We start from the raw sequence: 24,582 nt of genomic DNA, 5'->3' as shown, positions 1-24,582 counted from the left end.
GTACATAATCACGGGAGTGGGACTTCTCTATCGTGCGCCTAAGAAGGCATGCTGTTTATCTACTCAGCGGAGCGCACAGCCTCAGCCTGCAGCGCCTGCGCCACAGCCTGAACAACGCCTGCGACCTTGACGCCTTCCCAAATCTGCTCCTTGGTCACGCCCTCCTCCAACAGAGTATTGGCGTGTGCAGTCAAGCAGTGCTCGCAGCCGTTGATAGCGGAGACAACGGTGCTCCACAGCTCAAACGTTGCCTTGTCTACGCCAGGCTTAGCAATGATGTTCATGCGCAGACCAAACTTGACCTGAGCGAAATCATCGCCCAACCAGCTCTTTGCGCGGTAGGCCACGTTGTTCATAGCCATCACCGTGGCGGAGCCGAGAGCTGCGTCAACTGCCTCTTCACTGAGGTGCTCGCGGGCTTCCTCAAGAATCTCCTTCAGGACCAGATCATTACGGGTGGCGGCCGCAGCAGCGACCAAGCTGCCCCACAGCTGCTCCTCATTCAGCTCGGTCGTACGCGTCAGCGTACCGATGTTGAGCTTCTGATCCTTGGCATACGCCGGAAGTGCGGACTTCAGGTTGTCGATGGACACTGAGTAACTCCTTTATGGTTGGACGGTTGTGCTTAGCGTTGTCTTACAGTGCGGACTGAACGACCTCGAGCTTGTCAATGTTCTTCGTCGGGTCATTAGCCTCCCAGTTGCAGGCACAAACCTCTTCGGACTGCAGCGCATCGAGCACGCGCAGAACCTCATCAACGTTGCGGCCCACAGCGTCCGGGGTCACGGACACGAACTGGATAACACCGTCCGGGTCAATGATGAAGGTCGCGCGGTCAGCAACACCGTCGGCATTCTCCACACCGAGGGCGCGGATGAGGTCGTGGCGAATATCAGAGAACATCGGGAACGGGACTTCCTTCAGCTCCGGGTGGGTTGCACGCCAGTTGAAGTGCGCAAACTCATTGTCGGTGGAGCCGCCGAGGATCTGGGTATCGCGGTCCTGGAATTCCTCATCCAGCTTGCCGAAGGCTGCGATCTCAGTCGGGCACACAAAGGTGAAGTCCTTCGGGTAGAAGAATACAACCTTCCACATCCCCTGGTACTTGTCCAAAGACACCTGCTCGAAGTAATCCTCCGGCTGGTTAGCGTTGACGTCGTGGAGGTCGCCGCCCTTCAGCGCAGTCAGTTCGAACTCTGGGAACTTCTCACCAACGGTCAAGATAGGCATAGAAGATTCAACTCCTTCAATAGTCACAACAATGCACAAAAGTGATGTAAATCTCTACGACCGCACACCATTCTACCTTTTAGCTGGTACGCAGCCGCTCGCTTGTTAAGTATGCCACGAACCCCCTCGCACGTCAATAGGCCCGACGAATTAGAGATGTTAGAGTTATAGGCATGAACAATAAGGAGTATCGCCCAACCCTCGCCCAGTTGCGCACCTTCGTCACGATTGCGGAGAACAAACACTTTGGCTCCGCGGCCGCCAAACTCGATATCTCCCAGCCTTCGCTCTCCCAAGCACTCGTCGCCCTCGAACAAGGCTTGGGAGTCCAGCTCATCGAGCGCTCTACCCGCAAAGTCATCGTGACGTCCACCGGCGAGGCGCTCCTCCCCTACGCCAAGGCAACGCTCGAAGCGTCCGATGCCTTCCTCAGCCAAGCCCACGGTGCAAGCGGTACGTTAACTGGCCCCCTCACCATCGGAATCATCCCCACCATCGCGCCCTATATTTTGCCGGGGCTGCTGAAATCCATCAGCGAAACCTACCCCGATCTAGAACCACGCTTCGTCGAGGAACAGACTCAACACCTGTTAGACAAGCTGCGCGAGGGCAGCTTAGACCTCGCTGTGGCCGCACTGCCCACCGAGGCCACCGGGATGGTCGAGACTCCTCTCTATAGCGAATCCTTTACCGTCGTAACACCGGCAGGACACCCGCTCGCGGGGCGCGAGGATCTCACACTCGAAGAGCTTGCAGACCTTGACCTTTTGCTGCTTGACGACGGCCACTGCCTCCGCGACCAAGTCCTCGACCTATGCCGTCGCGCCAAGGTAAACCCCTCCGAAGCCACCAATGCCGTCACCCGAGCATCGTCGCTGACCACTATCCTGCAGCTCGTCATGGGAAATCTAGGCACTACCCTTGTCCCTGAATCAGCGCTCGCAACGGAATGCCAAAACCCGCAGCTTGCGGTCGCCCGTTTCGCCCCCACGGTAACAGCGGAGCGCCCGGTTGGACTCGTTTTCCGATCGTCTGCTGCCCGCGCTGATGAATTTCGCGCCTTTGGCTCTTTGGTCACCGCCGCCTTCCAGGACGCTGCGGAACGCTCCCGAGCCCTCTTCCCGACCTCGTAATTCGAGCCCCCCAACTCTGATGGCATTAAAAACTACAACGCCGCCGTTGGCTTACCTCTTGTAGCCCGGCCCGCCTCGGTAGGCGGTGGCTAAACAAGCGGAAAGCTTAGGCGGCGTTGCGTTATAGGTCTGGTTTAGACCTTAAGCTGCGGGAGCATAACGACCCTGGCACTGGCGGCACAGGTGCGCTGTCGCCAGCTGAAGGGCCGGCGCGATAATAATCAGAGCCAAGCCCAAGGTAATAAGGGACGCGAAACCCAAGAGGCCAGACAGGACAATAAACAGCAAAAGGTGGCTGTAGTTTTCCTTGCCCAGCTTGAGTCCCTGGGAGAAAGCCTCGCCGATCGAGGAAGTATCGGCTGCCAACCAGGGCATGAGGGTAAAGAAGGGCTGAATAAACAGCGCAATCAACATCACTACAAGGAGCCCACCAAAGATGGAGCCAACGAGCGCGAAAACATCGCTCTGGCTGAGCTGCTCTGGGTTCTGGAGGTCCGTACCTTCCACACCGCCGAGGACCACCATAAACAGGACGACGATGACGATCACCAGGGCAATCGCTGCGAGAATGCCCAAGACAAGATTCACTACCAGCGGCGGCACCCAGCGAACTCCCTGGAACAGGGTTCCCCATGTGGGGCTCGGCTTATCGATTTCACGGTAGGCCAAACGATAAACAACCAGAGAAATGACAAAGGACAGGATAGACACCGCGAAGGAGAAGAGGTCCAACATGACGGAGGTCTCCGCCCCATCGGCACTCTGCGCACCAACGCTGATTCCAACTTGTGGGACAAACTGAATAGCAAGCACGACGACGGCTCCCAACACCCACAAAAGTGCGTTGCCGAGCGCGGCCTTGAATCCCCATTTGATCGCTTCGATAGCGCTGACTGGACCCGTATAGGCCGGACCGGCACCTGGGCCGAGGCCCTCTTGACCGGAGCTATTCCCATAGCTCGCACCGGCATAACCCGGCTGGCCAGCATCGTACCCACCATAGGACTGAGAGCCGTAAGCTCCGCCGCCATAGTTGCCATAGTTGCCGGATTGACCGAAACCAGCCTGGTCTTCTGGGTGGCTGGTGGGTTCATACTTTGGAAGTCCACCAGTGTTCCCGGAGGAATTACTGGGGCCGTTCTGCGGGTTGCTTCCGAACCCTCCGTTGGAGCCGTTGTCCTCCGGATTCGAACCAAAAGGATTAGTCATTGATTGTGCCCTTCTTTAATCATTGTTCACACAGTCACCACGAGGGTACCAATTTCTCTACCTGGACCTGTGAGCGACTAGCCTTCCGAGTAGACTTTTAGGTCAACTATGACTGCTACTCGCGAAGATCTTTACGGCGCTCTCACAACAGTTTCTTTGAGTGATGAGCGCGCATTCCGTCGCCGCCTGCGCAAGGCTCGTTCTCCCAAGGCCCTGGCTGCGATCCAGGCCGATATCACAGCCGCCCAAGACAAGGTGAGCACCATCGATGCCAACGTGCCGCCGATTACCTACCCCGAGGAGCTTCCCGTCACCGGACGCCGCGACGATATCGCCGAGGCGATCGAAAAGAATCAGGTAGTCATCATCGCTGGTGAAACCGGTTCGGGAAAGACCACACAGATTCCAAAAATCTGCCTGGAACTCGGCCGCGGCCGGCGGGGGCTCATTGGCCATACCCAGCCGCGGCGACTAGCAGCGCGTACCGTCGCCGAGCGCATTGCAGAAGAACTTGATCAGTCCATCGGGGACACAGTCGGCTATGCCATTCGCTTCGATGACAAAGTCTCCTCCACCACCGCCGTGAAGCTCATGACCGACGGCATCCTGCTGGCAGAGATGCAGCGCGACCGTTTCCTCAATGCCTACGACACGATCATTATCGATGAGGCACACGAGCGCTCACTCAACATCGACTTCCTCTTGGGCTACCTCAAGCGGCTGCTTCCCAAGCGTCCGGATCTGAAGGTCATCATCACCTCAGCAACGATTGATCCCGAGCGCTTCGCCGAACACTTCGCGGACGCTGGGGGCAAACCTGCCCCCATCATCGAGGTCTCCGGGCGCACCTACCCCGTGGAGATCCGCTACCGCCCGCTCGAGGTCGAATCGGGCGGCAAGACCATCGACCTCGATCCTCTCGACGCCCTCTGCGAAGCCATCGAGGAGCTCATGGCCGAAGGCGAAGGAGATATTCTGTGCTTCTTCCCCGGAGAGCGCGATATCCGCGACGCCATGGAGGCCATCGAGGGGCGCCACTGGCGCAACGTGGAGGTCACTCCGCTCTTCGGACGCCTGTCCAACCAGGAACAACATCGCGTTTTCCGCTCGCACCGCGGACGGCGCATCGTGCTCTCCACCAACATTGCTGAGACCTCATTGACGGTGCCCGGCATTCGCTACGTCGTGGATACGGGAACGGCGCGTATATCGCGCTATTCCACGCGCACCAAGGTGCAGCGCCTCCCCATCGAGCCGATCTCCCAGGCAAGCGCCAACCAGCGCTCGGGCCGCTGTGGCCGCGTTGCGGATGGCATCGCCATCCGGCTGTACAGCGAGCAGGACTTCCTATCCCGCCCGGAGTTTACGGATCCCGAGATTCTGCGCACCAACCTGGCCAGCGTCATCCTACAGATGATTTCGCTGCGCCTTGGTGACATTGCTGACTTCCCCTTCGTCCAACCCCCTGAGCCGAAGGCCGTACGAGACGGCCTACTTCTTCTGCACGAACTGGGCGCCCTCGAGGGCAAAGAAAAAGACGGACTACCTGTCCTGACCCGAATAGGCCGCGATCTTGCCCGCATCCCCGTAGATCCACGCATGGCCCGCATGCTGGTCGAGGCCAAGACTTCCGGGTGTCTCCACGACGTCATGGTCATCGTTGCTGCCATGACGATTCAAGATGTGCGCGAGCGGCCCAGCGACAAGCAAGCTCAAGCCGACCAGGCACATGCCCGCTTCAAGGATAAAACCTCCGACTTTGTGGCCATGCTCAACCTGTGGGACTTTGTCCAGGAAGCTCGCGATGAGATGAGCGGCAATGCTTTCCGCAAACGGATGAAGGCCGACTTCCTGCACTATATGCGCATCCGCGAGTGGTTCGATCTGGTGCGGCAGCTGCGGGACGTCGCCAAGCAGCTCGGGTGGAAAGCCCAGGAAAGCACAGAGCGTCGCCCCGATGACATCCATATGGCCTTGCTTTCTGGACTGTTGTCTAATATCGGCGCGCGTGATGGCAACTCTAAGGAGTTCATTGGTGCACGCAATACCCGCTTCCTCGTCTTCCCCGGATCGGCACTGGCAAAGAAACCGCCCGAGTTCGTCATGGCGGCTGAGTTGGTGGAAACGTCGCGCCTGTGGGCGCGCGACGTTGCTGCCATCGACCCAGCATGGGTTGAAAAGCTGGCGAAGGATTTGCTGAAGCACAACTATTCTGACCCGACGTGGTCGCGAAAGCGCGGCTCTGCGGTCGTCACCCAACGCTCGACGCTTTATGGCGTCACTGTTGTCGCCGACCGGACCGTGCCCTATCACCGCGTGGATCCTGAGGCAGCGCGCGATATGTTCATCCGTAACGCGCTAGTCGACGGCGACTGGACCACCCACCACCACTTCTTCCACGACAACAAGCGCAAACTCGCCGAGGCCTCCGAATATGAGGAGAAGGCCCGCCGGCGCGGACTCGTCGTGGACGAAGACAGTCTCTTCGATTTCTACGATCAGCGAATCCCTGCGTCTGTCACCACCGCTCGGCATTTCGATTCCTGGTGGAAAAAGCAGAAGAACAAGCATTCCTTGGACTTCGACCCAGAAGCGCTCCTTGAGGAGGACCACGATGTCACCGAGGATGCCTTCCCCGACCGCTGGTTGAAGGGAAGCATCGACTACGACTTGTCCTACAAGTTCGAGCCGGGCGATCCACTCGACGGTGTCACGCTCATGGTTCCCGTCCCGCTCCTCGCGGGGTTGGACACAGAAGGCTTCGATTGGCTGGTACCGGGCCTACGTCTAGAGCTCGTAACTGAGCTCATTCGCTCGCTGCCGAAGGCGCTTCGACGCACCGTGGTTCCGGCACCCGAGTTCGCTGAACGCGCACTGCCCAAGCTCTTGCCCTATGAGGGCACACTCACCGAGCAACTCGCTGCGATTTTGCAAGAGATGGGCGGCCAAGGCATCAACGCCGGCGATTTCCGCCCCGACCAGCTCCCTCCGCATCTGCGCATGAACTATGCCGCAGTGGACAAGCGGGGCAAGGTCATCGACTCAGACCGCAACTTGCAGGCTCTGGTCCAACGCCAAGCCGGCCACATTTCCTCCTCGGTCTCACGCGTTGGCCGCGCCGCCGAATCCACTGCGGTCAAGGAATGGACGGAGGATACGCTCGGCGCCATCGATGAGGAAGTGGTAACCGTCGTCGATGGGCATGAGGTCACCGCCTACCCCGCGCTCGTAGCGACCAAGGACGGCGTGGCGCTCAAGGTCCATCCCACCAAGGCGGCTGCCGACGCCTCCATGATCACCACCACCCTAACCTTGCTGCTCCGAGAAATTACGGTGAATACGCAGCAGATGGTCAAAGGGCTTCCTCTACAGCAGCGGGTAGCCGTCGACTCCTACCCCCACGGCGGGGCGGAAGGACTTGTCAGCGATGCCCGGGTAGCCGCAGTACGCGACATCATGATGGAAAAGGGCGGCCCCGTGCGCACCCCCGGTGACTTCAATGCATTGCTCAACGCGGTCAAACCGGAGGTCCCGGGCAGAGTGCGCCAGGCAGTCGTTGCAATTGCGCCGGGCCTGGCAGAGTATTCCAATCTGAATGCTGAGCTGAAGCACTGGGAGGGGCCGGCCATCGATGATATTCGGGCCCAGCTCAATTTCCTGTTGCCCGCGCACGCCATCACCGTCCACGGGATCCAACATCTGCGCCATCTACCGCGCTATATCCAGGCCTCGCGCATCAGGCTTGAGGAAATGAACGTGGACCCGGACCGCGATGCTGACCGGCAGGCAGACGTCGACGAGGCCAAAGCCTATGTGGCCAATCGGTTGCGTTCCCTGCCTCCTGGCCGTGAAAAGACGCGAGAGGTTAAAGACATCTACTGGATGATTGAGGAACTGCGCGTATCGCTCTTCGCACAACGCCTGGGCACTGCCCACGCGGTGTCTTTGAGGAGAATCCAAAAGGCAGTGGATAAATTACGCTAAAAGCTATCGCGGTCGCGCCGACGCATGAGGCGGATTTCTGATTCAAAGTCGTCGGCGCTTTCAAAAGACTTATACACGGACGCAAAGCGCAGGTAGGCCACTTCATCGAGATCTCGCAGAGGTTCCAGGATGGCAAGGCCGATGTCATTGGCGTTGACTTGCGAGGAGCCGTGACTGCGCACGGTCTCTTCAACTTCTTGAGCGAGCTTCTTCAAAGCATCATCGCTAACGTCGCGCCCCTGGCATGCGCGTTTGACGCCTCGGATCAGCTTGTCGCGACTGAAAGGCTCAGCCAAGCCATTTCGCTTGACTACTGACAAGACTGCCTTCTCGATGGTGGTGAAGCGACCTTTGCACGCGGCGCATTCGCGACGCCGCCGGATCGAGGTTCCGCTGTCGATTACGCGCGAGTCAATAACGCGTGATTGTTCGTTGTGACAGAACGGGCAATACACAGTGCCGTATCCTTCCTTTCGACCAATGCGCACATGCTGCTGGCCCAAGGAATTCTAGCGCGAAGACACGACCGTCGTGGTCGAAGAGGTGCTCGCACTGTCAACCTCACTATCGATACTGAGGCCACCCCATACTGTGCCGATGAATACCGCGGCGCCAAAGACTGCTCCGAGCACATAGTTACCTACGTTCGACCGACTACGACGGCTGCCCGATGTTGCCCCGGCGGCCGAAACCTGGGAATTCACCGGAATTTCTGGACGGCACTGTGTTCTATCGTTTACGGCAAGAGTTCGAACACGAGACGGCCCATATGGAAGGTTGCGCGGGGCATCAGACGTGAGCGACCGAGACTGAGCGGGATCCCAGACCGCCGCTGGCGGCACTAGCACAGTCCGATTGCTAGACTTCTCGAGGGCCACCCCGCGCAGTACAGAGGCATTGTTTAATGCGATAGCCATGACGGTTCCTTTCTAGGTCTTCCTTATTCATTGAGACAATGCCCGAAGTGTACGAACCAAGCCCGACATCTTCGAACATCACCTTCGATCAACCGTTCGATTTGGTGTGTATGTTCGATTTATAGCAGGCCTTCGAAAATTTGTCCACACTCGGGCGGCGTTAGTCGAACATTTTTTCTTTCCGTGCTAAAAAGGGAAGCGGAAGTATCACCAGCAGCCCACTCCCACTTATGTCCGGCACGCCAAAGCCGCGCACATCAACTCTGCACACCCCGACAGTTCCTAGGAGCAAGAATGGCCCGCAATCCGAAGCGAAGCGACCACCCTTCCCTCGATTCACTTTCCCCTCGCCAACGCCGCATCTTGGAAGTAATCCATGACGCCGTAATGTTGCGCGGCTATCCGCCAAGCATCCGCGAAATCGGTGACGCAACAGGCCTCCAGTCCACCTCGTCCGTGGCCTATCAGTTAAAGCAGCTGGAAGAGAAGGGCTTCCTTCGCCGCGATCCAAACAAGCCACGAGCTGTTGATGTGCGCCATTTCCCCGGCGCCGACGACCCCAAAAAGCCCGGACGAAAGACCGGGCAGGCAATCGCACCATCGGGAACCTCCACCCCTGACGCACCCGAAGACGCCGCCACCCCAAACTACATTCCTGTTGTGGGCCGCATTGCTGCTGGTTCCCCCATCACCGCCGAGGAGAACATCGACGCCTACTTCCCCATGCCGGGTGAAATCCTAGGCAGCGGCGAACTATATATGCTGCAAGTCGTGGGAGATTCAATGCAGGATGCAGGAATCCTCAACGGGGATTGGGTTATTATTCGCTCGCAGTCTGTTGCAGAAGAAGGCGAGTTCGTAGCCGCACTTTTGGATGGCGAAGAAGCGACCGTGAAGGAATTTCACCGAGATTCCTCCGGTGTATGGCTCCTCCCCCACAATGACGCTTACTCACCCATCAAGGGCGATGAAGCCGAAATCATGGGCAAAGTAGTATCCGTGTTCCGCAAACTCTAGAAACCATCCACCTCAGCGCTCCCTCAGGCCTTCCCCGCTCCACACCAATCACCCACTCGGTGCGGGCGAACCGGACTGGGGGATTGTTTCTTTTTACCCCCTTGTGTGTGTACATGCCCGATTTCGACCGTTTTAGCGTCCGAGATCACACATTCGGATACTTGCAGTACAACCGTAGGTTTTAGTGACTAAGGCACGCGTTCGATGTGAGCTTTTCTTTGTTTAGTTCCGTTTTGTTCGCATTCAGTGGGACAATAGAAGTATCGCCACAACATCCGTTGTTCTTTTCGTTCACATGCCCCAGCCCCGTTTTCCTTCACCGGCGGGCGCAGTGACCACCACAGGCAGACTTCATTTGGAGGAACCATGTACGCAGAAGAGCGTCGCCGACAAATTGCGTCATTGACCGCTGTAGAAGGACGAGTCAATGTCACCGAGCTCTCCGAGCGCTTCGATGTCACCGCTGAGACGATTCGCCGCGATCTCGCAGTCTTGGACCGAGAGGGAGTTGTGCACCGAGTTCATGGCGGTGCAGTCGCCTCCCAATCCTTCCAGACCGCCGAATTCACCCTTGATACTCGCCAACGTTCGGCCACGGGCGCCAAAATGGCAATCGCACGCGCCGCACTGGAGCAGCTTCCCGACGGCGGCAGCATCTTTCTCGATGCCGGAACCACCACGAATGCGCTTGCCGATCTCATAGGCCAGCGCTACTCGGCCGGGCAATTCAGCATTGTGTCGAATAGTCTCCCGATCGCTCTTTCACTAGCCAGCAACGGGGTATCTGACGTCCAGCTGCTGGGTGGCACCGTGCGCGCGATTACCCAGGCCGTCGTCGGTGACACTGCGCTTCGCACCATGGCCCTGATGCGTGCCGACGTCGCCTTCATCGGAACCAATGCGCTAACCATTGACCACGGGCTCTCTACGGCCGATTCGCAAGAGGCGGCTATCAAGTCAGCATTCGTCACCAATGCACACCGCGTTGTCGTGCTGTGTGATTCATCGAAGTTGGGCAATGACTACTTGGTCAGCTTTGCATCACTCGATGAGATTGATGTCGTCATTACCGACGCCGCCGCCCCCGATTCCTACGTTGAGGCTCTGCGCGAGCACGGCATCGAAGTGATTGTCGCCGCGGACAAGTAGGCGGTTTCACCAATAGATCAATTCAGCACCCATAGATCAATTCAGGAGGTGTGCACCCCGCATGATGAGGGCGCACACCTCCTGTGCAATTCAGCGCTCTAAGCGGACTGGTATTCCTCCAGCAGCGCAATCACTGCGGCACGAGCGTCCGCTGGGCTTTCGGCGTTGACAGCCGCCTCTGCCATCTTCTGGCACTGCTCAAGGCTGAGCTCAGCCAGCTGCGCACCGACGCCAGCCACCGCAGTCGACGCCGCCGACAGCGAAGTCACACCGAGGCCAGTCAACACGCAGGCAAGCATGGGATCAGCTGCGGCTTCGCCGCAAACGCCAACCGGAACGTTGTTATCGCGCCCCACCACGCAGGTGTGCTGAATCAGGCGAAGGACAGCAGGCTGCCATGGATCGGTCAAGTAGGCCAGCTGCGGCGACAGACGGTCCGCGGCCATGGTGTACTGCGTCAAATCATTGGTACCAATGGACACGAAATCGAGGTGCGGCATGATGGTATCCGCCATCAAGGCTGCGGCGGGAACCTCAATCATCGCGCCGGCGGTCAAACCGCGCTCGCGGCACAGACCAGCGAACCATTTCGCTTCCACTGCGGTAGCCACCATCGGCGCCATAACCCACGTCGTAGCCCCATCTCCGCGCTTTTCCGCGGCCTGGGCGATAGCGTCGAGCTGACGAGTCAACAGCGCCTCGTTGTCGCGGGCGATGCGCAAACCACGAACGCCCAATGCGGGGTTTTCTTCCGAGTCCAAGGTGGCATAGGAAATCGGCTTATCCGAACCGGCGTCGAGCGTGCGAACGACGACCTTGGACTCCGGGAAAGCGTTGAAAACCTTGCCGTAGATGCGCGCTTGCTCCTCGACGGTCGGTTCCTCGCTGGCAGAGAGGAAGGACAACTCCGTGCGGTATAGGCCAATGCCTTCTGCCTGCGAGTCAGAGGCGATGCGGGCTGCGTTTCCGTCAGCAACGTTGGCCAGCAACTGCACGCGATGGCCATCCTTGGTCTGGGCTGGTCCCCGCCACTGGGCAACTCGTGCCGCCTTCTCACGGTATTCCTCCACGGCCTTCAGCGCGGAGGCACGATCTGCACCGAGGGACACCGATCCTACGGAGCCATCAACGAAGAGCTGGGTGCCTGCCTCAATCGTTCGCAGCTTAGCGCCCACTGCCACGATGCAGGGAAGATCAAGCTGGCGAGCAATAATCGCGGTGTGGCTGGTTGGCCCGCCAAGCTCGGTCACGAGCGCCTTGATGTGGGTGGTGTCCAAGGTAGCAGTATCCGCCGGGGCTAGATCGTCAGCCAGCAGTACAGCCTCCCCTTCGACCATGGGCAGACCCGGCTCTTGCTCACCGCGCAGCTGAGCAATCACTCGATCGCGCACGTCCTTGAGGTCCGTCGTGCGCTCAGCCATGACGCCGCCGGCGGCCTCAAACATGGTGACAAACCTGTCCGTGGCCCCCACAACTGCATACTCGGCGTTCTTACCGCCGCGAATACCCTTGCGCACTGCCTTGTGCCAGCCTCGGTCCTTGACCATTCCGGCGGTTGCGCCAAGAACTTCAGCCGCTTGGCCTTCGGCCCCAGCTGCACGCTGTTCCAACCGGCTAGCAACCATATCTACCGCTTCGAGGAAGCGATCGTATTCGGCATCACGTTGCTCTTCCGCCACGGTTTCTCCAGCCGTGGGCAGTTCTGGGCGTGGGCGGACCCACACCGCCTCAGCGTATGCAACGCCAGCGACGACGCCGGTGCCTTTAATGATGGATGGGGATGCGTTTTCCATGACACATTTCCTTACGGAGACGATGTTTTCTCTTTCCAGATCATCACAAGTCGGCCAAAAATGCAACGAAACCCACAGTGATTCCATTGACATTCGGACACATACGGGCAATAATCAACATTAAGCAACATTAATTTCACGCTGACAACGGGCAATCCGCACCGAAGCTCTTGTTCACGCCGCTGAGGCGCGTTTGCCCCAAATATACGCACTCCGCGAAAGGGGACATTCTCCACGATGATCCTTACTTTGACCCCCAACCCGAGCATCGACGCCACCGTGCGCTTGAACGAGGAACTCGAACCTGGTGCTGTTCACCGCGCCGGATCCGTCTCCAGCGTTGCCGGTGGTAAAGGCGTCAACGTTACGCACGCGGTAACGCTCGCCAACGTCGACAGCTTGGCGCTGCTCCCCGCCGTTGCCTCCGATCCTTTCTTGGCCCTCGCGGCCGAGGCATCGATTCCCGTGCAGGCCGTGCCCACTCACAGCGCGGTGCGCACCAACACCACTCTGACCGAGCCGAATGGCCGCACGACCAAGCTCAACGGCCCCGGCGCCACGCTCGATACGGACGTGCAGCAAGCCGTTGCACAGGCACTCGCAGAACACTGCGCCGACGCCGAGTGGTTAGTCATGGCAGGTTCTCTCCCCCAAGGCGTTCCCACCGACTGGTACACGCAGCTCATCCGGGTAGCCCGCGAAGCCAACCCTGACCTCCGCATAGCCGTCGATACCTCTGATGCGCCCATGGTGGCTCTCGGTGACAACCTCGAAGTAGCCAGCCCCGACCTCATCAAGCCAAACGGCCTCGAGCTGGGCCAGCTTGCAGGTGTCGATGGTCAGGCCCTTGAGGCCGCCGCCGAAGACGGCGACTTCAGCGGAGTGGTTGAGGCCGCGAGGGTCGTCGTCAAGCGCGGCATCCCCGAGGTTCTTGTCACCCTGGGCGGCGCTGGCGCGGTGCTGGTCACGGCCAATGAAGCATGGGCTGCTACTCCCCCGCCGATTGCCCTGCGCTCCACCGTGGGTGCCGGCGATTCTTCGCTCTCCGGCTATATCCTCGCCCGCCGCTCCGGCGCCTCGTACCCCGATGCCCTGCGCCAGGCTGTGGCCTACGGTTCAGCAGCCGCAGCACTCCCGGGAACCCAGATTCCAACCCCCGAAGAACTAGATATCGAACACACGACGGTTTCTGCCGTCACCGACCTTTAGTAGTACTGAGGAGTACCTACCGATGTCATCACGACTCATCACCACCGACCTCGTGGCGCTCGACGCCGACTTCGGTGACAGCATCGAAACAGTCATTACCAATCTGGCCTCGCTTGTTCACGACACCGGCCGCGCTACCTCCGTGGACGAGCTGGCAGGCCCGGCCATCGCGCGTGAAGCCAAAGCCGGCACCGGTGTCCCCGGCGGCGTTGCCATCCCGCACTGCCGCTCTGCTGCCGTGTCTGAACCCACCCTAGCCTTCGCCCGTCTCTCGCGCGGGGTCGACTTCTCCGGCCCCGACGGTGACGCCCACTTGGTGTTCCTCATCGCTGCTCCGGAAGGCGGTGGCAAGGCCCATCTGAAGATTCTCTCGAAGCTCGCTCGCGCGCTGGTGAAGAAGGACTTCCTGGAAGCCCTTCGAACTGCGAAGACCAAAGAAGAGATCGTCTCCCTCGTCCTCGACGTTGTCAACGCAGAAAAGCCGAAGAAGAAGGCTGCGGCCACCGAATCAGCATCCACTGCAGGTGCGAGTGCAGCGGCAGCGGCTCCTGCTTCGAGCAAGGCTGCAGAGTCGAAGAAGACGCGCATTGTGGCCGTCACCGCATGCCCGACCGGCATTGCTCACACGTACATGGCTGCCGACGCCCTCACTCAAACCGCCGAGGAACGCGACGACGTCGAGCTCACCGTGGAGACCCAGGGGTCCTCCAACAACACCTCTGTTTCGGCAGACACGATTGCGGCTGCCGACGCCGTGATTTTCGCTACCGACGTGGGCGTTCGTGACCGTGAGCGCTTCGCCGGCAAGCCGGTCATCGAATCTGGCGTCAAGCGCGCCATCAACGAACCGGGCGTGATGATCGATGAGGCCATCGCCGCCTCGAAGAACCCCAACGCGCACAAGGTGGCAGGAACTGCCGGCGCTTCCTCCTCTAGCGCTGAGGAAGATGGCCAGGGTCTGGGCTGGGGCAAGCGTATTCAGCAAGCCATCATGACCGGCGTTTCTTACATGGTTCCGTTTGTTGCCGCGGGCGGCCTCCTCCTGGCACTGGGATTCCTCTTCGGCGGATATGACATGGCTAATGGGTGGCAGGCCATCACCACCGACTACTCGCTGACCAACTTGCCGGGCCATGACGTCATGGTCGACGGCGAAATGATGACCTTCAAGAAGGCAGGGTTCGCCCTGTACATCGGCGCCGTGCTCTTCGCCATCGGTCAAGCATCGATGGGATTCATCGTCGCGGCGCTCTCCGGCTACATCGCCTTCGCGCTGGCAGGCCGCCCAGGCATCGCGCCGGGCTTCGCGGGTGGTGCCATTGCCGTGACTCTCGGCGCTGGCTTCATCGGCGGTCTCGTCACAGGTCTCATTGCTGGCTTTGTTGCGCTGTGGATTGGCAAGTGGAAGGTACCGCGTTGGATCGGCTCCCTCATGCCTGTCGTTATCATCCCGCTGCTTGCCACGATGATCACTGGCCTGCTCATGTACCTGCTTCTCGGCGCCCCGCTGGCCGCCATCATGGAAGGCCTGCAGAACTGGCTGTCCTCGATGTCTGGTTCCTCCGCCGTCCTTCTGGGCATCATCCTCGGCCTGATGATGTGCTCCGACCTGGGTGGCCCGGTCAACAAGGCTGCTTACCTCTTCGCCACCGCTGGCCTGTCCACGGGTGACGAGGCCTCCATGAAGATCATGGCCGCCGTCATGGCCTCCGGCATGGTTCCGCCGATTGCGCTGTCGATCGCTACCTTCGTACGCAAGAACCTGTTCACGCCTGCGGAGCAGGAGAATGGTAAGTCCGCGTGGCTGCTGGGCCTGTCCTTCGTCTCCGAGGGCGCCATTCCGTTCGCTGCCGCCGACCCGCTGCGTGTCATCCCTTCGATGATGCTCGGTGGCGCGGTCACTGGTGCGCTGTCGATGTCCCTTGACGTCATGTCTCGCGCCCCGCACGGCGGAATCTTCGTTATCTTCGCCATCGAACCTGCGTGGGCGTACTTCGTGGCCATCCTTGCCGGCGTCATCGTGTCCACCATCGCGGTCATCGCGATGAAGCGATTCTGGCCCAACAAGGCTGCTGAAGAGGCTGCAGCGAAGGCTGACATGGCCAAGGCTGCCGCCTAACCCTTAACCCGCGTACACTTGTAAGCACGAAATACCGTAATTCGAAAGGATTATCATCATGGCTTCTAAGACCGTCAAGGTTGGTTCCTCCGTCGGACTGCACGCACGTCCGGCCTCCATCATCGCAGACGCTGCCGCTGAGTTCGATGAGGACATCTTCCTCACCCTCGTTGGCGATGAGGACGAGGATGAGACCGATGCTGCTTCCTCCCTCATGATCATGGCTCTCGGCGCCGAGCAGGGCGACGAAGTCACCGTGACCTCCGAGAACGAGGCAGCTGTCGAGAAGATTGCTGGCCTTATCGAGCAGGACCTCGACGCTTCCTAAAGCACTTTCCGTTTATAGAACGGCAGCTCCCGCTTCCCTCTTTGATGAGGGTGGCGGGAGCTTTTCGTTGCTTGGTTGTCTAGCAAATGGTTCTAGTCATCGGGCTCTACTCAAACGGTTTTGCTGGGGGCAAGGAAACCATATAGAGGTGCCTAGAAGGTTCACTTGACCCCAAGAAAACCTTCTGACCCGAACCATGTGAGTAGAACCATGTGGATGCGCTGCCTCATACCGCAGAGGGACCGAAGTACAAGCACCTTATGCAGATTTCTGCACACATTCACCTGGGGTTTTGCGTAAATACGCGTCCAGAAGGTGCCTTTACTCCGGTCCCTTATCCTCGCTAATCGGCGGAAGCGCCTCTAGTACTTCGCGCCGCGTCCCTCACCAATGGTGCCGTAGAGCTTCTTCATCACCGGGTAGAGCACGATGATGCCAACCGAGCCCCAGGCAATACCTTCGAGCGTCACACCGAAGACGTCGAGCGTGAGATTGCCAATGCCCGCGATGAGCGCCACTGCCGCCGCAGTAAGGTTCACCGGGTTGTTGAAGTTGACCTTGTTGTCCATCCAGATGCGCACGCCAAGCATGCCGATAAGGCCGTAGAGGACGATGCAAGCACCACCCAGCACGCCGGTGGGGATGGTGAAGATAAGCGCGCCAAACTTCGGGATGAAGGCCAGCGCGATAGCGGTAACAGCGGCTACCCAATAGGCGGCCGTCGAGTAGACGCGGGTGGCGGCCATGACGCCAATGTTCTCCGCGTAGGTTGTGGTGCCGGAACCACCGAAACCACCGGCCAGGGAGGTAGCCAGGCCGTCCGCGATGAGAGCATCGCCAGCGAGATCATCGAGGTCGCGCTTGGTCATCTCAGAGACCGCCTTAACGTGGCCGACATTTTCAGCAATCAGAACGACCAACACCGGAAGTGCTGCCGCGATGGCTGAAACGTGGAACTCCGGCGCATGGAACTGCGGGAAGCCAATCCAAGCCGCCTCGCGGATAGACTCCACCGCGCCCTCACCGAGGTTGCCCGTGGCGGCCGCGAAAGCCCAGCCGACGACGACACCAATCAGAATCGACAGACGCGAAACCATGCCCCGCCCAGCGACAGTGGCGAGGATGATGACCGCCAGCGTCACCGTGGCAACCAGCGGCTGGCTCGAATAGTTGGTGGCTGCATTGGGAGCCAAGTTGAGGCCGATCAGCGCAACAATGGCACCGGTGACGGCCGGCGGCATGACAGCGTCGAGGACCTTTCGGCCCGCCGCCTTCACCGCGAGACCAATGGCCACCAAGACCAGGCCAGTCACGAGGACGGAACCTGCCTGCGCGCCAATGCCGTACTGCTGGGAGGCGCTCAGCGGCGCAATGAACGCGAATGAGGAGCCCAGGTAGGAAGGCAAGCGGTTGCGGGTAATCAGGAGGAACAGAATCGTTCCCAAACCCGAAAACAGCAGCGTCGTGTTGACCGGGAATCCGGTCAGGGTGGGCACGAGCAACGTCGCACCAAACATGGCCACCACGTGCTGCATGCCGATGCCGATGGTGCGGCCCCAGCTCAATCGTTCTTCGGGTGCGACAACCGCGCCCGGCTTAATCGTCTTTCCGTCCCCGTGGACGGCCCAGCCAAAACTACTCACGAGCCTTAATTATGGCTCACGCGAGCACCGAAACCTAAGCGTCTTGGTCAGAAACTCGAAATTCTTTGAGCTCGGCGGCGACGGAAGCTGGCAGGCGGACGTCGACAAGCGTGCCCTCCCCCGTGTAGTCCTCGCCGCGCACGGTGCCTTGGGTGTGGATGCGATCGATCACGTCCCCGCGGGTAAACGGCACGAGAAGCCGCACGTGTTCATCCTGAGAGTTGAGGAACAGCTCCACGCGCGTGGTGAGCTCATCAATGCCCTCCCCCGTCTTGGCGGAGACATACACAACGTTGTCACGGTCAAGGACGTGACGCAGTTCCGCCAACACCAGCGGATCGGCCTGGTCAATCTTATTGATCACGACGATCTCCGGCGGTGCCTCCTCACCGGTCTCCTTCACGATGTCATAAATGACCTGGTTAACGGCCTCTATCTGCTTAAGCGGAAAGGGATCCGACCCGTCCACCACGTGCAGCATCAGGTCTGCTGCGAGGACCTCCTCCAAGGTGGACTTGAAGGCTTCCACCAACTGCGTGGGCAGGTGGCGCACGAACCCAACGGTATCGGTGAAGACGACCTGGCGGCCATCGGCAAGCTCGGCGCGGCGAGTGGTGGGATCCAAGGTCGCGAAGAGCGCGTCCTCCACCAGCACGCCGGCACCCGTCATTGCATTAATGAGGGAGGACTTGCCAGCGTTGGTATAGCCGGCGATGGCGATCTGAGGGATCGTCGATGACGCACGGCGCGAACGCTTAATCTCACGTGCCGTTTTCATCGCCTTAAGCTCCTTGCGAAGCAGGGCCATCTGCGTGCGGATGCGGCGGCGGTCCGTCTCAATCTTGGTCTCACCCGGACCACGCAGACCGACACCGCCGTTGGAGCCGGCACGGCCGCCCGCCTGGCGCGAGAGGTTTCCACCCCAACCACGGGTATGGGTATAGAGGTATTCCAGCTGCGCGAGCGAGACCTGGGCCTTGCCTTCCTTGGACTTGGCGTGCTGCGCAAAAATATCCAGGATGAGCATGGTGCGGTCAATGACCTTGGTGTTGAGCGCACGCTCCAAGGCAGAGAGCTGGCCGGGGGTTAGCTCGCCATCGCACACCACGGTATCCGAGCCAGTAGCAGCCACGATGTCCTTGAGCTCGTTCACTTTGCCCGAACCGATATAGGTGCCCGGATCCGGTTTATCTCGCTTCTGGTACAAGGCTTCGACGACTTCGGCTCCCGCGGTTTCCGTCAGGGCGGCTAGCTCCGCCATCGTAGCCTCGACCTCGGCCACGGTACCTTCGGTCCACACTCCCACGAGCACCACTTGCTCAAGGCGCAGCTTTCGATACTCCACCTCGTAGCCATCGGTGGTGTCTTCCGCGCGGATGGTGGTCTCACGGTTTACTCGCCGGAAGGCGTTGCGCTCCGCAAGGTCGAGATCACCGGTAGTTGGCTCCTGTGAATTGGGCGCGGGCTCACCAAAAGCCTGCGCGAGGAGATCATCATGGGTTTCTTTTGTCATATGCTCCCTATTCTTGCACGTTGCCCCTCTCAACTGGGAATCTCCGCTTCCTGTTCCCACGAACTGCCGCAGCGCGGTGACGTATCAGCGCTGGTTTTTGAGTCCCCTCTGCGACAGATACAATGGTGCGCATGACCGTGAAAGAAACCTCCCACCCAGAGATGCAGGCCATCGGCCTCAACTACGAGCGCTGGCAGGACGCCGTTGAGGCAGCCATTTCCACCAATCAACTGGCAGTGACCGGGGAGGTTCGCGGGGGACAACTTATCCAGTTCGCGGATCCTTCCGGCGCGCAGCTCAATATCCTTGCCGTCGAGCCTTTCGCCACCTTCATTGGGTTTGAGGGCGTTACCCAGGGCTTCGCCCACGTGTCGATGATCAATGATGTCTTGGCTTTCCTGGACATCATTGATCCTTTCGGCAACGTGCTCGCGCAGGCGACGGCAAATCTGGCGCAGGGCCCGCTCCTCGCTGACGAAGACACCCAGCAGTGGCAGCAAGTAGAGCTCACTGCGATGGGTCTCAACGTCTCCGCATTCGACAGCACAGATGCCTACGAAGCAGCGAAGGGAAGCTACCCGGCCACGTTTGAGTCCTCGGGCGCGGACATTGTCGCGGCTGGCTCCGGCGCCGAAACCCCCACCCCGGGCTGCACCTTTGCAGCACGGGTCATGGAATCCGAGTGGCGCCACAACCAGCTCACCGGTGAACGCTTCATGCATCTGGTCATGGATGGTGCGTTCCCCTTCGATCTCTGCTTGCCCGAGAGCTTTGGAGACCTCCCGGTAAAGGATTCCGTTCTTGCGGGTTCGGCAATGCTGACCGCCTCGATCGCGCTGCCTACCGGCGGCTGCGGCGGCGAAGGCGGGTGCGCCTGCGGCTCCGGCGGCTGCGGCGGTCACTAGAACTTCCGTAGAGTAGTTCACATGAGTTTTTCCGCATCTCAGCGTCGCGGCCTTGCGCTGCTTCTCGCCGTGGTTACCGCTGCGGTGTTGATTCTGACGCTGAAGCTGCCGGGGGTTATCCTCGCCGCGTTTGTGTGCGCAGCGCTGTGGCTCTTTGCCGACGCCCGCCCCAACGCCTCTGAACATGCGGCACTGCGGGCTTCTATTGCGCTCACGGTGGAGGACATCACGGGAGTGCTTGAGGATTACGCGACGTTTGCCACGAGCGACGACGCAGAGTCCCTCGCCGACCGCACGTTGCACCGCCCGGCGCTTGTCGACGCCGACTGCGCCAACCCCGCCATCGAAGCGTTCCACTACGAGATGCATGGCGCGCAACGCTTCTTACGCCGCCTCGACGCTCGAGTAAACTCGCCGAATGCCGAGACAAGTGAGCTTGAATCCCTGCTCAAGGTAGCCGATGAACGCGCCGCCGAGCTCAAAGAAGCCTGGCTCGCCGCCCGCCGCGCCGCCTTGGCCTTGGGAACCAATTACGAAAAGGAGGACGGACGCTAAACACCGTCCTGAAAGCTCTATAGTGACGTTTCACCAGTTGCCACGATGCGCGAAGGGCCCGTCAGCGTGGAACCGTCCTCGGTGATTTCTACCTGGACCTGGCCGCCGGGGACGATGACGCGGACGCTGCCGGTGATGCGGGAGGCGTCGGCAAGCGCGGCGCACGCTGCCGCCACCGTTCCGGTGCCGCACGAACGAGTCTCACCCGAGCCGCGCTCGAAGACGCGCATGTGAACCGTTCCATCCCGCAAGGGCGTGACCAGCTCAAGGTTGACGCCAGCCGGGAAGAAATCCGTATCAAATACCGGTTGCTCGAGGCGCTTTCCAGCCAATTCCTCTGCGCTAAGGCCTGGGATAACCGCCGCCAAATGGGGATTTCCCACGTCTACGCCAAGGCCGGCAAAGCTCTCCCCCGCCATCGACGCTGTGGAGACGCCGAGCACCTGTGCTGGGCCCATCTCCACGCTGACTTCGGCCGCTGTGTCGTTAAAGGAGTGCACGGTCACCTGCTTGGCCCCTGCGCGAGTGCCCACGGTGAAGGTATCGGTATCCACCAACCCCCGTGAGCGGACCCAGTGTGCGAAGACCCGGGTGCCGTTGCCACACATCTCCGCGATCGAGCCATCTGCGTTGCGGTAATCCATGAACCAGTCCTCCGCAGCGATACCCGGCGCGAGTTCCTCAATCTCCCCATTGGCAAGCAGCTGACCGGCGCGGATAACGCGCAGCACGCCGTCCGCACCGATTCCCGCTCGGCGATCACACAGTGCCACTACCTTTTCCGGCGGCAGCGCTTCTGTTCCTTCCACGATGACGAAGTCGTTCTCAGTTCCGTGGCCTTTTGCAAACTTCATAGGTTTAAAGTCTACTGTCCTTCCACGATGCGCAATGCCTGCGGCGTCGTCTCGGTCGCAGCATCGAGCCACTGGATCCGCTTGTCGCGGTTGAACCAGGAACGCTGGCGGCGCACATAGCGGCGGGTTCCGGTAATGGTGCGCTCCACTGCTTCTTCCCATGTCAGCTCGCCGCGCTGGGCTTGCAGCACCTGTGCGTAGCCGATCGCCCGGCCTGCTGTGGAGTCAGCCTTCAGACCGTGGGCTTGGAGGTTTTCAACTTCCTCCACGAGCCCTTTATCGAACATGAGGCGGCTGCGCAGCTCAATGCGTGGGTTCAGCCAGCTGGATTCCGTGCGCAGACCGAGGATTATCGTCCCCCACCGGGGCGGAGCATTCTTCGGTGGCTGGCTGGCTTTGAAGGGCTTCCCAGTAAGCTCGATGACCTCCAGCGCGCGCACGGTGCGGCGCGGGTCTTTGTCCTCGATGATGGCTGCGGCCGCTGGGTCCACAGCGGCCAGCTCCGCGTGCAGAGCATCGGTACCAATCTCTTGGCGCCGTGCCTCCCAGCGGGCCCGCACCTGCGGGTCAGTGGGTGGGAATTGCCAGTTATCCACGAGCGATTGGACATACAGCATGGAGCCGCCCACCAGAATCGGGGTTTTACCGCGTGCACGGATGCCGTCAATATCCGCGATGGCGGAGGCCTGATAGCGCGCTACCGACGCCGTTTCCGTCACGTCCCACACATCGAGCTGATGGTGCGGAATGCCTTCGCGTTCCTCCATTGTCAGCTTGGCTGTGCCAATATCCATGCCCCGGTAGAGCTGCATCGAGTCGACGTTGACAACTTCCCCGTCGAGCTCGTGGGCCAGGGCTACCCCGAGCGCTGATTTCCCGGAGGCCGTCGGGCCCACCACCGCGATAGGGGTTGGGCCGGGTGCTTGAATATCAGGCATTAGCACTGCCACCCCGCCACATAGCGTCCTACCCCCAGGGTTGAATCCGCCGCCCGCAGTTCCGCGTGACGCGGGTGCACGCTTGCCAGCTGCGCCCAGAGGCTCGTCTCGAGCACACCGGCAGCACGGAGGCGCTCTTCGTCGCAGTGGCCTTCCCCTCCCGCTAGGATGCTTTCGCACCACAGGTGTGCATCCCGTGCGCCATCGACAAGCGCAAGCGGCGCGCGCTCGGTCAGGCCGGCCGAACCGTCAACGCAGACCACAGTCAAGCGCCCGGGGCGAACCTCACCGAGCTCAGCGCGAGAATCCTCCACCACGAAGCCCGGTTCATCGGAAGTGAGATTAAGCGCACGGCTAAGCACGTAGCGGGCCATGATTTCCGGAAGGAAATTCCCGCCGCCGACGTTGACCTGCGGTGCTCCCCATGCTTTCAAGCTCCCTGTGTGCTCGGTACGCCAGCGCACATCGCGCGATCCCACAATGTCCACCTGGAGGGGGCTGCTGCCGCTCACGCGTGCGGCATCACGGGCCAACTCGCACGCAGCACTGAGCAGCGCACGCGAGGCATCATCGCTGGGTGAGAGTTCTTCCGCCAAGGCCGGTGAGGCTGGCATAATCATGAGATTCTGCATCGACTCCCATCCTATAAGGTTAGTTTTTCGGGGTTAACACGCGGCTGCGCGGCTGAAACGGTAGTGTTGTGTGACATAAGTTCTGGCAGCCGTGTCGCGCGGCGCGATAGTACCGAAGGTGGTTTCCTACCATGTCCGCTATTCCTTCCCCTGGAGCCATGCCCCGCAAGGGTTCTCGTCCCGGCCCAACTCCGTCCGCCCCGGCAGCTCGCCCGGTGCAGCCCGTGAAGAACGATCCCACTCAGTGGGGCCGCGTTGATGCTGATGGTTCGGTGTATGTCAAAGCACCCGAGGGCGAACGCAAGATCGGTGAATGGCAGGCCGGTACACCCGAAGAAGGCCTAGCGCATTTTGGCGCGCGCTACGATGATTTGTCTACCGAGATCGAGCTGCTGGAATCCCGCCTGAATGCACATCCGGGCGATGCAGCATCGATTAAGGCTACCGCGGCAGAGCTGCGAGAGTCCCTGCCCACGCAGGCGGTAATTGGTGATATCGCAGCCTTGGATCAGCGCCTGGGCACCGTCATCGAGCATTCCGTCGAAGCCGGCGAACAAGCACAGGCCGATAAGGCCCGCCGCCGCGAGGAGGCAATCGCAAAGAAGGAGAAGCTCGCCGCAGAGGCCGAGGACATCGCCGCTAACTCGACGGAGTGGAAGGCCGCCGGCGACCGCATCCGCGCCATCCTCGAGGAATGGAAGCAGATCCGCGGCATCGACCGCCACACGGATGATGCCCTGTGGAAGCGCTACTCCCGCGCCCGGGATTCCTTCAACCGCCGCCGCGGCTCGCACTTCGCTGAGCTCGACCGCAACCGCGCTGCTGCCCGCGCCAAGAAGGAAGAATTGGTTGAGCGCGCAGAAGCTATCAAGGAATCCACTAACTGGGGTGAGACGGCGCGCGCTTACCGCGACCTCATGACGGAGTGGAAGGCTACTGGCCGCGCGCCGCGCGAGATCGATGACAAGCTCTGGGCCCGCTTCCGCGCCGCGCAGGACCACTTCTTTAACGCCCGCAACGCCGTCAACGATGAGCGCGACAAGCAGTTCGCTGAGAACGCCGCCGCCAAGGACGCACTCATTGCGGAATATGACTCCCAGATTGATCCCACCAAGTCGCTCGACGCGGCGAAGGCCAAGCTGCGAGAGCTGCAGGAAAAGTGGGAAGAGATTGGTTTCGTCCCGCGCAATCAGGTACGTGAGTTCGAGGCTAAGATTTCCGCTCTGGAAAAGCGCGTGAGCGATGCCGAGGATTCAGAGTGGCGCCGGACGGATCCAGAGGCCCAGGCCCGCGTGGCTCAGTTCCAGGCCAAGGTGGATGACTTCACCGCTCAAGCAGAAGCAGCTGAGGCCAAGGGCAATACCAAGAAGGCAGAGGATCTGCGCGCCCAGGCCAAGCAGTGGCAGGAGTTCGCGGATGCCGCCGCGGCTGCTGTCAACGGCAAGTAAGCGCGC

General features: G+C 60.4%; 20 protein-coding genes. 10 read left to right on the top strand and 10 right to left on the bottom strand.

All coding sequences use genetic code 11. The features are described from left to right. Positions 1 to 59 precede the first annotated feature (59 nt). Both HMPREF2698_RS06175 and HMPREF2698_RS06170 read right to left on the bottom strand, forming a co-directional pair. Positions 60 to 593 carry an alkylhydroperoxidase, AhpD family gene (locus tag HMPREF2698_RS06175; RefSeq protein ID WP_070524463.1) on the bottom strand — a complete coding sequence of 178 codons (534 nt, stop codon included), beginning with the start codon at positions 591 to 593 and terminating at the stop codon, positions 60 to 62. Positions 594 to 636: 43 nt separating this feature from the next. Further along, positions 637 to 1,230: a peroxiredoxin gene (locus tag HMPREF2698_RS06170; RefSeq protein WP_070524465.1), complete on the bottom strand. Its 594-nt coding sequence runs from the start codon at positions 1,228 to 1,230 to the stop codon at positions 637 to 639. Positions 1,231 to 1,403: 173 nt separating this feature from the next. On the opposite strand from HMPREF2698_RS06170, the gene HMPREF2698_RS06165 reads away from it, so the two are divergent. Next, a complete protein-coding gene (locus HMPREF2698_RS06165; RefSeq protein WP_070524467.1) occupies positions 1,404 to 2,363 on the top strand; it encodes a hydrogen peroxide-inducible genes activator in 960 nt (319 codons plus the stop codon). 141 nt (positions 2,364 to 2,504) lie between these two features. On the opposite strand, the gene HMPREF2698_RS06160 is transcribed toward HMPREF2698_RS06165, so the two are convergent. Continuing rightward, complete coding sequence (locus HMPREF2698_RS06160) at positions 2,505 to 3,572, bottom strand: ABC transporter ATP-binding protein (RefSeq protein WP_070524469.1); 1,068 nt, start codon at positions 3,570 to 3,572, stop codon at positions 2,505 to 2,507. Between the two features lie 108 nt (positions 3,573 to 3,680). Between HMPREF2698_RS06160 and hrpA the strand changes: the two genes are divergently transcribed. Then, entirely contained in the window at positions 3,681 to 7,556 is a 3,876-nt protein-coding gene (hrpA, locus tag HMPREF2698_RS06155; protein ID WP_070562942.1) for an ATP-dependent RNA helicase HrpA, read from the top strand. Here the strand turns inward: hrpA and nrdR are convergent. Beyond that, positions 7,553 to 8,011 carry a transcriptional regulator NrdR gene (gene nrdR, locus HMPREF2698_RS06150; protein ID WP_010190258.1) on the bottom strand — a complete coding sequence of 153 codons (459 nt, stop codon included), beginning with the start codon at positions 8,009 to 8,011 and terminating at the stop codon, positions 7,553 to 7,555. The genes hrpA and nrdR overlap by 4 nt on opposite strands. Before the next feature lie 756 nt (positions 8,012 to 8,767). Between nrdR and lexA the strand changes: the two genes are divergently transcribed. Together lexA and HMPREF2698_RS06140 are read left to right on the top strand one after the other, a co-directional pair. Next, the gene (lexA, locus tag HMPREF2698_RS06145) at positions 8,768 to 9,490 is read left to right on the top strand and encodes a transcriptional repressor LexA (RefSeq protein ID WP_070531375.1); all 723 of its coding nucleotides are present in this window, start codon (positions 8,768 to 8,770) and stop codon (positions 9,488 to 9,490) included. A gap of 366 nt (positions 9,491 to 9,856) precedes the next feature. Beyond that, on the top strand, positions 9,857 to 10,639 hold the full coding sequence (locus HMPREF2698_RS06140) for a DeoR/GlpR family DNA-binding transcription regulator (RefSeq protein ID WP_070524475.1): 783 nt from the start codon (positions 9,857 to 9,859) through the stop codon (positions 10,637 to 10,639). Positions 10,640 to 10,737: 98 nt separating this feature from the next. On the opposite strand, the gene ptsP is transcribed toward HMPREF2698_RS06140, so the two are convergent. Beyond that, positions 10,738 to 12,432, bottom strand: a complete 1,695-nt coding sequence (gene ptsP, locus HMPREF2698_RS06135; RefSeq protein ID WP_070524477.1) for a phosphoenolpyruvate--protein phosphotransferase — start codon at positions 12,430 to 12,432, stop codon at positions 10,738 to 10,740. A 237-nt stretch (positions 12,433 to 12,669) separates the two neighbouring features. Between ptsP and HMPREF2698_RS06130 the strand changes: the two genes are divergently transcribed. From HMPREF2698_RS06130 to HMPREF2698_RS06120, 3 genes are read left to right on the top strand one after another with little or no spacing between them, the layout of a single operon-like run. Continuing rightward, positions 12,670 to 13,641: a 1-phosphofructokinase family hexose kinase gene (locus HMPREF2698_RS06130; protein WP_070531378.1), complete on the top strand. Its 972-nt coding sequence runs from the start codon at positions 12,670 to 12,672 to the stop codon at positions 13,639 to 13,641. Between the two features lie 22 nt (positions 13,642 to 13,663). After that, on the top strand, positions 13,664 to 15,760 hold the full coding sequence (locus HMPREF2698_RS06125) for a PTS fructose transporter subunit IIABC (protein ID WP_070562939.1): 2,097 nt from the start codon (positions 13,664 to 13,666) through the stop codon (positions 15,758 to 15,760). 58 nt (positions 15,761 to 15,818) lie between these two features. After that, positions 15,819 to 16,088: an HPr family phosphocarrier protein gene (locus tag HMPREF2698_RS06120; RefSeq protein WP_010190265.1), complete on the top strand. Its 270-nt coding sequence runs from the start codon at positions 15,819 to 15,821 to the stop codon at positions 16,086 to 16,088. Between the two features lie 362 nt (positions 16,089 to 16,450). Here HMPREF2698_RS06120 and HMPREF2698_RS06115 read toward each other — a convergent pair whose 3' ends face one another. Together HMPREF2698_RS06115 and hflX are read right to left on the bottom strand one after the other, a co-directional pair. After that, complete coding sequence (locus HMPREF2698_RS06115; RefSeq protein WP_070531384.1) at positions 16,451 to 17,731, bottom strand: uracil-xanthine permease family protein; 1,281 nt, start codon at positions 17,729 to 17,731, stop codon at positions 16,451 to 16,453. A 34-nt stretch (positions 17,732 to 17,765) separates the two neighbouring features. Next, entirely contained in the window at positions 17,766 to 19,244 is a 1,479-nt protein-coding gene (gene hflX / locus HMPREF2698_RS06110; protein ID WP_070562936.1) for a GTPase HflX, read from the bottom strand. A 122-nt stretch (positions 19,245 to 19,366) separates the two neighbouring features. Between hflX and HMPREF2698_RS06105 the strand changes: the two genes are divergently transcribed. Beyond that, positions 19,367 to 20,149 carry a hypothetical protein gene (locus HMPREF2698_RS06105; protein WP_070562933.1) on the top strand — a complete coding sequence of 261 codons (783 nt, stop codon included), beginning with the start codon at positions 19,367 to 19,369 and terminating at the stop codon, positions 20,147 to 20,149. 21 nt (positions 20,150 to 20,170) lie between these two features. After that, positions 20,171 to 20,704 carry a hypothetical protein gene (locus tag HMPREF2698_RS06100; protein ID WP_070524492.1) on the top strand — a complete coding sequence of 178 codons (534 nt, stop codon included), beginning with the start codon at positions 20,171 to 20,173 and terminating at the stop codon, positions 20,702 to 20,704. Between the two features lie 17 nt (positions 20,705 to 20,721). On the opposite strand, the gene dapF is transcribed toward HMPREF2698_RS06100, so the two are convergent. Genes dapF through HMPREF2698_RS06085 form a run of 3 tightly spaced genes read right to left on the bottom strand, consistent with a single transcriptional unit; the run spans position 20,722 to position 23,128 of the window. Continuing rightward, a complete protein-coding gene (gene dapF / locus HMPREF2698_RS06095) occupies positions 20,722 to 21,558 on the bottom strand; it encodes a diaminopimelate epimerase (RefSeq protein ID WP_070562931.1) in 837 nt (278 codons plus the stop codon). An 11-nt stretch (positions 21,559 to 21,569) separates the two neighbouring features. Further along, complete coding sequence (miaA, locus tag HMPREF2698_RS06090) at positions 21,570 to 22,496, bottom strand: tRNA (adenosine(37)-N6)-dimethylallyltransferase MiaA (protein ID WP_070562928.1); 927 nt, start codon at positions 22,494 to 22,496, stop codon at positions 21,570 to 21,572. Next, positions 22,496 to 23,128 (bottom strand): hypothetical protein, encoded by a 633-nt coding sequence (locus HMPREF2698_RS06085; protein ID WP_070562925.1) that lies wholly within the window; start codon positions 23,126 to 23,128, stop codon positions 22,496 to 22,498. Before HMPREF2698_RS06085 ends, miaA begins: the two co-directional genes overlap by 1 nt. 131 nt (positions 23,129 to 23,259) lie before the next feature. On the opposite strand from HMPREF2698_RS06085, the gene HMPREF2698_RS06080 reads away from it, so the two are divergent. Further along, positions 23,260 to 24,576 carry a DUF349 domain-containing protein gene (locus HMPREF2698_RS06080; RefSeq protein ID WP_070562922.1) on the top strand — a complete coding sequence of 439 codons (1,317 nt, stop codon included), beginning with the start codon at positions 23,260 to 23,262 and terminating at the stop codon, positions 24,574 to 24,576. Positions 24,577 to 24,582 lie beyond the last annotated feature (6 nt).

This window comes from Corynebacterium sp. HMSC072A02 (assembly GCF_001810085.1).
GTDB lineage: Bacteria > Actinomycetota > Actinomycetes > Mycobacteriales > Mycobacteriaceae > Corynebacterium > Corynebacterium hesseae.
This window is presented reverse-complemented; position numbering and strand designations above follow the sequence as displayed.

What these genes read in the sequence shown, in the direction of transcription:
- HMPREF2698_RS06170 (WP_070524465.1), bottom strand. Translation starts at nt 1,230, where the DNA reads ATGCCTATCTTGACCGTTGGTGAGAAGTTCCCAGAGTTCGAACTGACT.
- HMPREF2698_RS06165 (WP_070524467.1), top strand. Translation starts at nt 1,404, where the DNA reads ATGAACAATAAGGAGTATCGCCCAACCCTCGCCCAGTTGCGCACCTTC.
- HMPREF2698_RS06160 (WP_070524469.1), bottom strand. Translation starts at nt 3,572, where the DNA reads ATGACTAATCCTTTTGGTTCGAATCCGGAGGACAACGGCTCCAACGGA.
- hrpA (WP_070562942.1), top strand. Translation starts at nt 3,681, where the DNA reads ATGACTGCTACTCGCGAAGATCTTTACGGCGCTCTCACAACAGTTTCT.
- lexA (WP_070531375.1), top strand. Translation starts at nt 8,768, where the DNA reads ATGGCCCGCAATCCGAAGCGAAGCGACCACCCTTCCCTCGATTCACTT.
- HMPREF2698_RS06140 (WP_070524475.1), top strand. Translation starts at nt 9,857, where the DNA reads ATGTACGCAGAAGAGCGTCGCCGACAAATTGCGTCATTGACCGCTGTA.
- ptsP (WP_070524477.1), bottom strand. Translation starts at nt 12,432, where the DNA reads ATGGAAAACGCATCCCCATCCATCATTAAAGGCACCGGCGTCGTCGCT.
- HMPREF2698_RS06130 (WP_070531378.1), top strand. Translation starts at nt 12,670, where the DNA reads ATGATCCTTACTTTGACCCCCAACCCGAGCATCGACGCCACCGTGCGC.
- HMPREF2698_RS06125 (WP_070562939.1), top strand. Translation starts at nt 13,664, where the DNA reads ATGTCATCACGACTCATCACCACCGACCTCGTGGCGCTCGACGCCGAC.
- HMPREF2698_RS06120 (WP_010190265.1), top strand. Translation starts at nt 15,819, where the DNA reads ATGGCTTCTAAGACCGTCAAGGTTGGTTCCTCCGTCGGACTGCACGCA.
- hflX (WP_070562936.1), bottom strand. Translation starts at nt 19,244, where the DNA reads ATGACAAAAGAAACCCATGATGATCTCCTCGCGCAGGCTTTTGGTGAG.
- HMPREF2698_RS06105 (WP_070562933.1), top strand. Translation starts at nt 19,367, where the DNA reads ATGGTGCGCATGACCGTGAAAGAAACCTCCCACCCAGAGATGCAGGCC.
- HMPREF2698_RS06100 (WP_070524492.1), top strand. Translation starts at nt 20,171, where the DNA reads ATGAGTTTTTCCGCATCTCAGCGTCGCGGCCTTGCGCTGCTTCTCGCC.
- dapF (WP_070562931.1), bottom strand. Translation starts at nt 21,558, where the DNA reads ATGAAGTTTGCAAAAGGCCACGGAACTGAGAACGACTTCGTCATCGTG.
- miaA (WP_070562928.1), bottom strand. Translation starts at nt 22,496, where the DNA reads ATGCCTGATATTCAAGCACCCGGCCCAACCCCTATCGCGGTGGTGGGC.
- HMPREF2698_RS06085 (WP_070562925.1), bottom strand. Translation starts at nt 23,128, where the DNA reads ATGCAGAATCTCATGATTATGCCAGCCTCACCGGCCTTGGCGGAAGAA.
- HMPREF2698_RS06080 (WP_070562922.1), top strand. Translation starts at nt 23,260, where the DNA reads ATGTCCGCTATTCCTTCCCCTGGAGCCATGCCCCGCAAGGGTTCTCGT.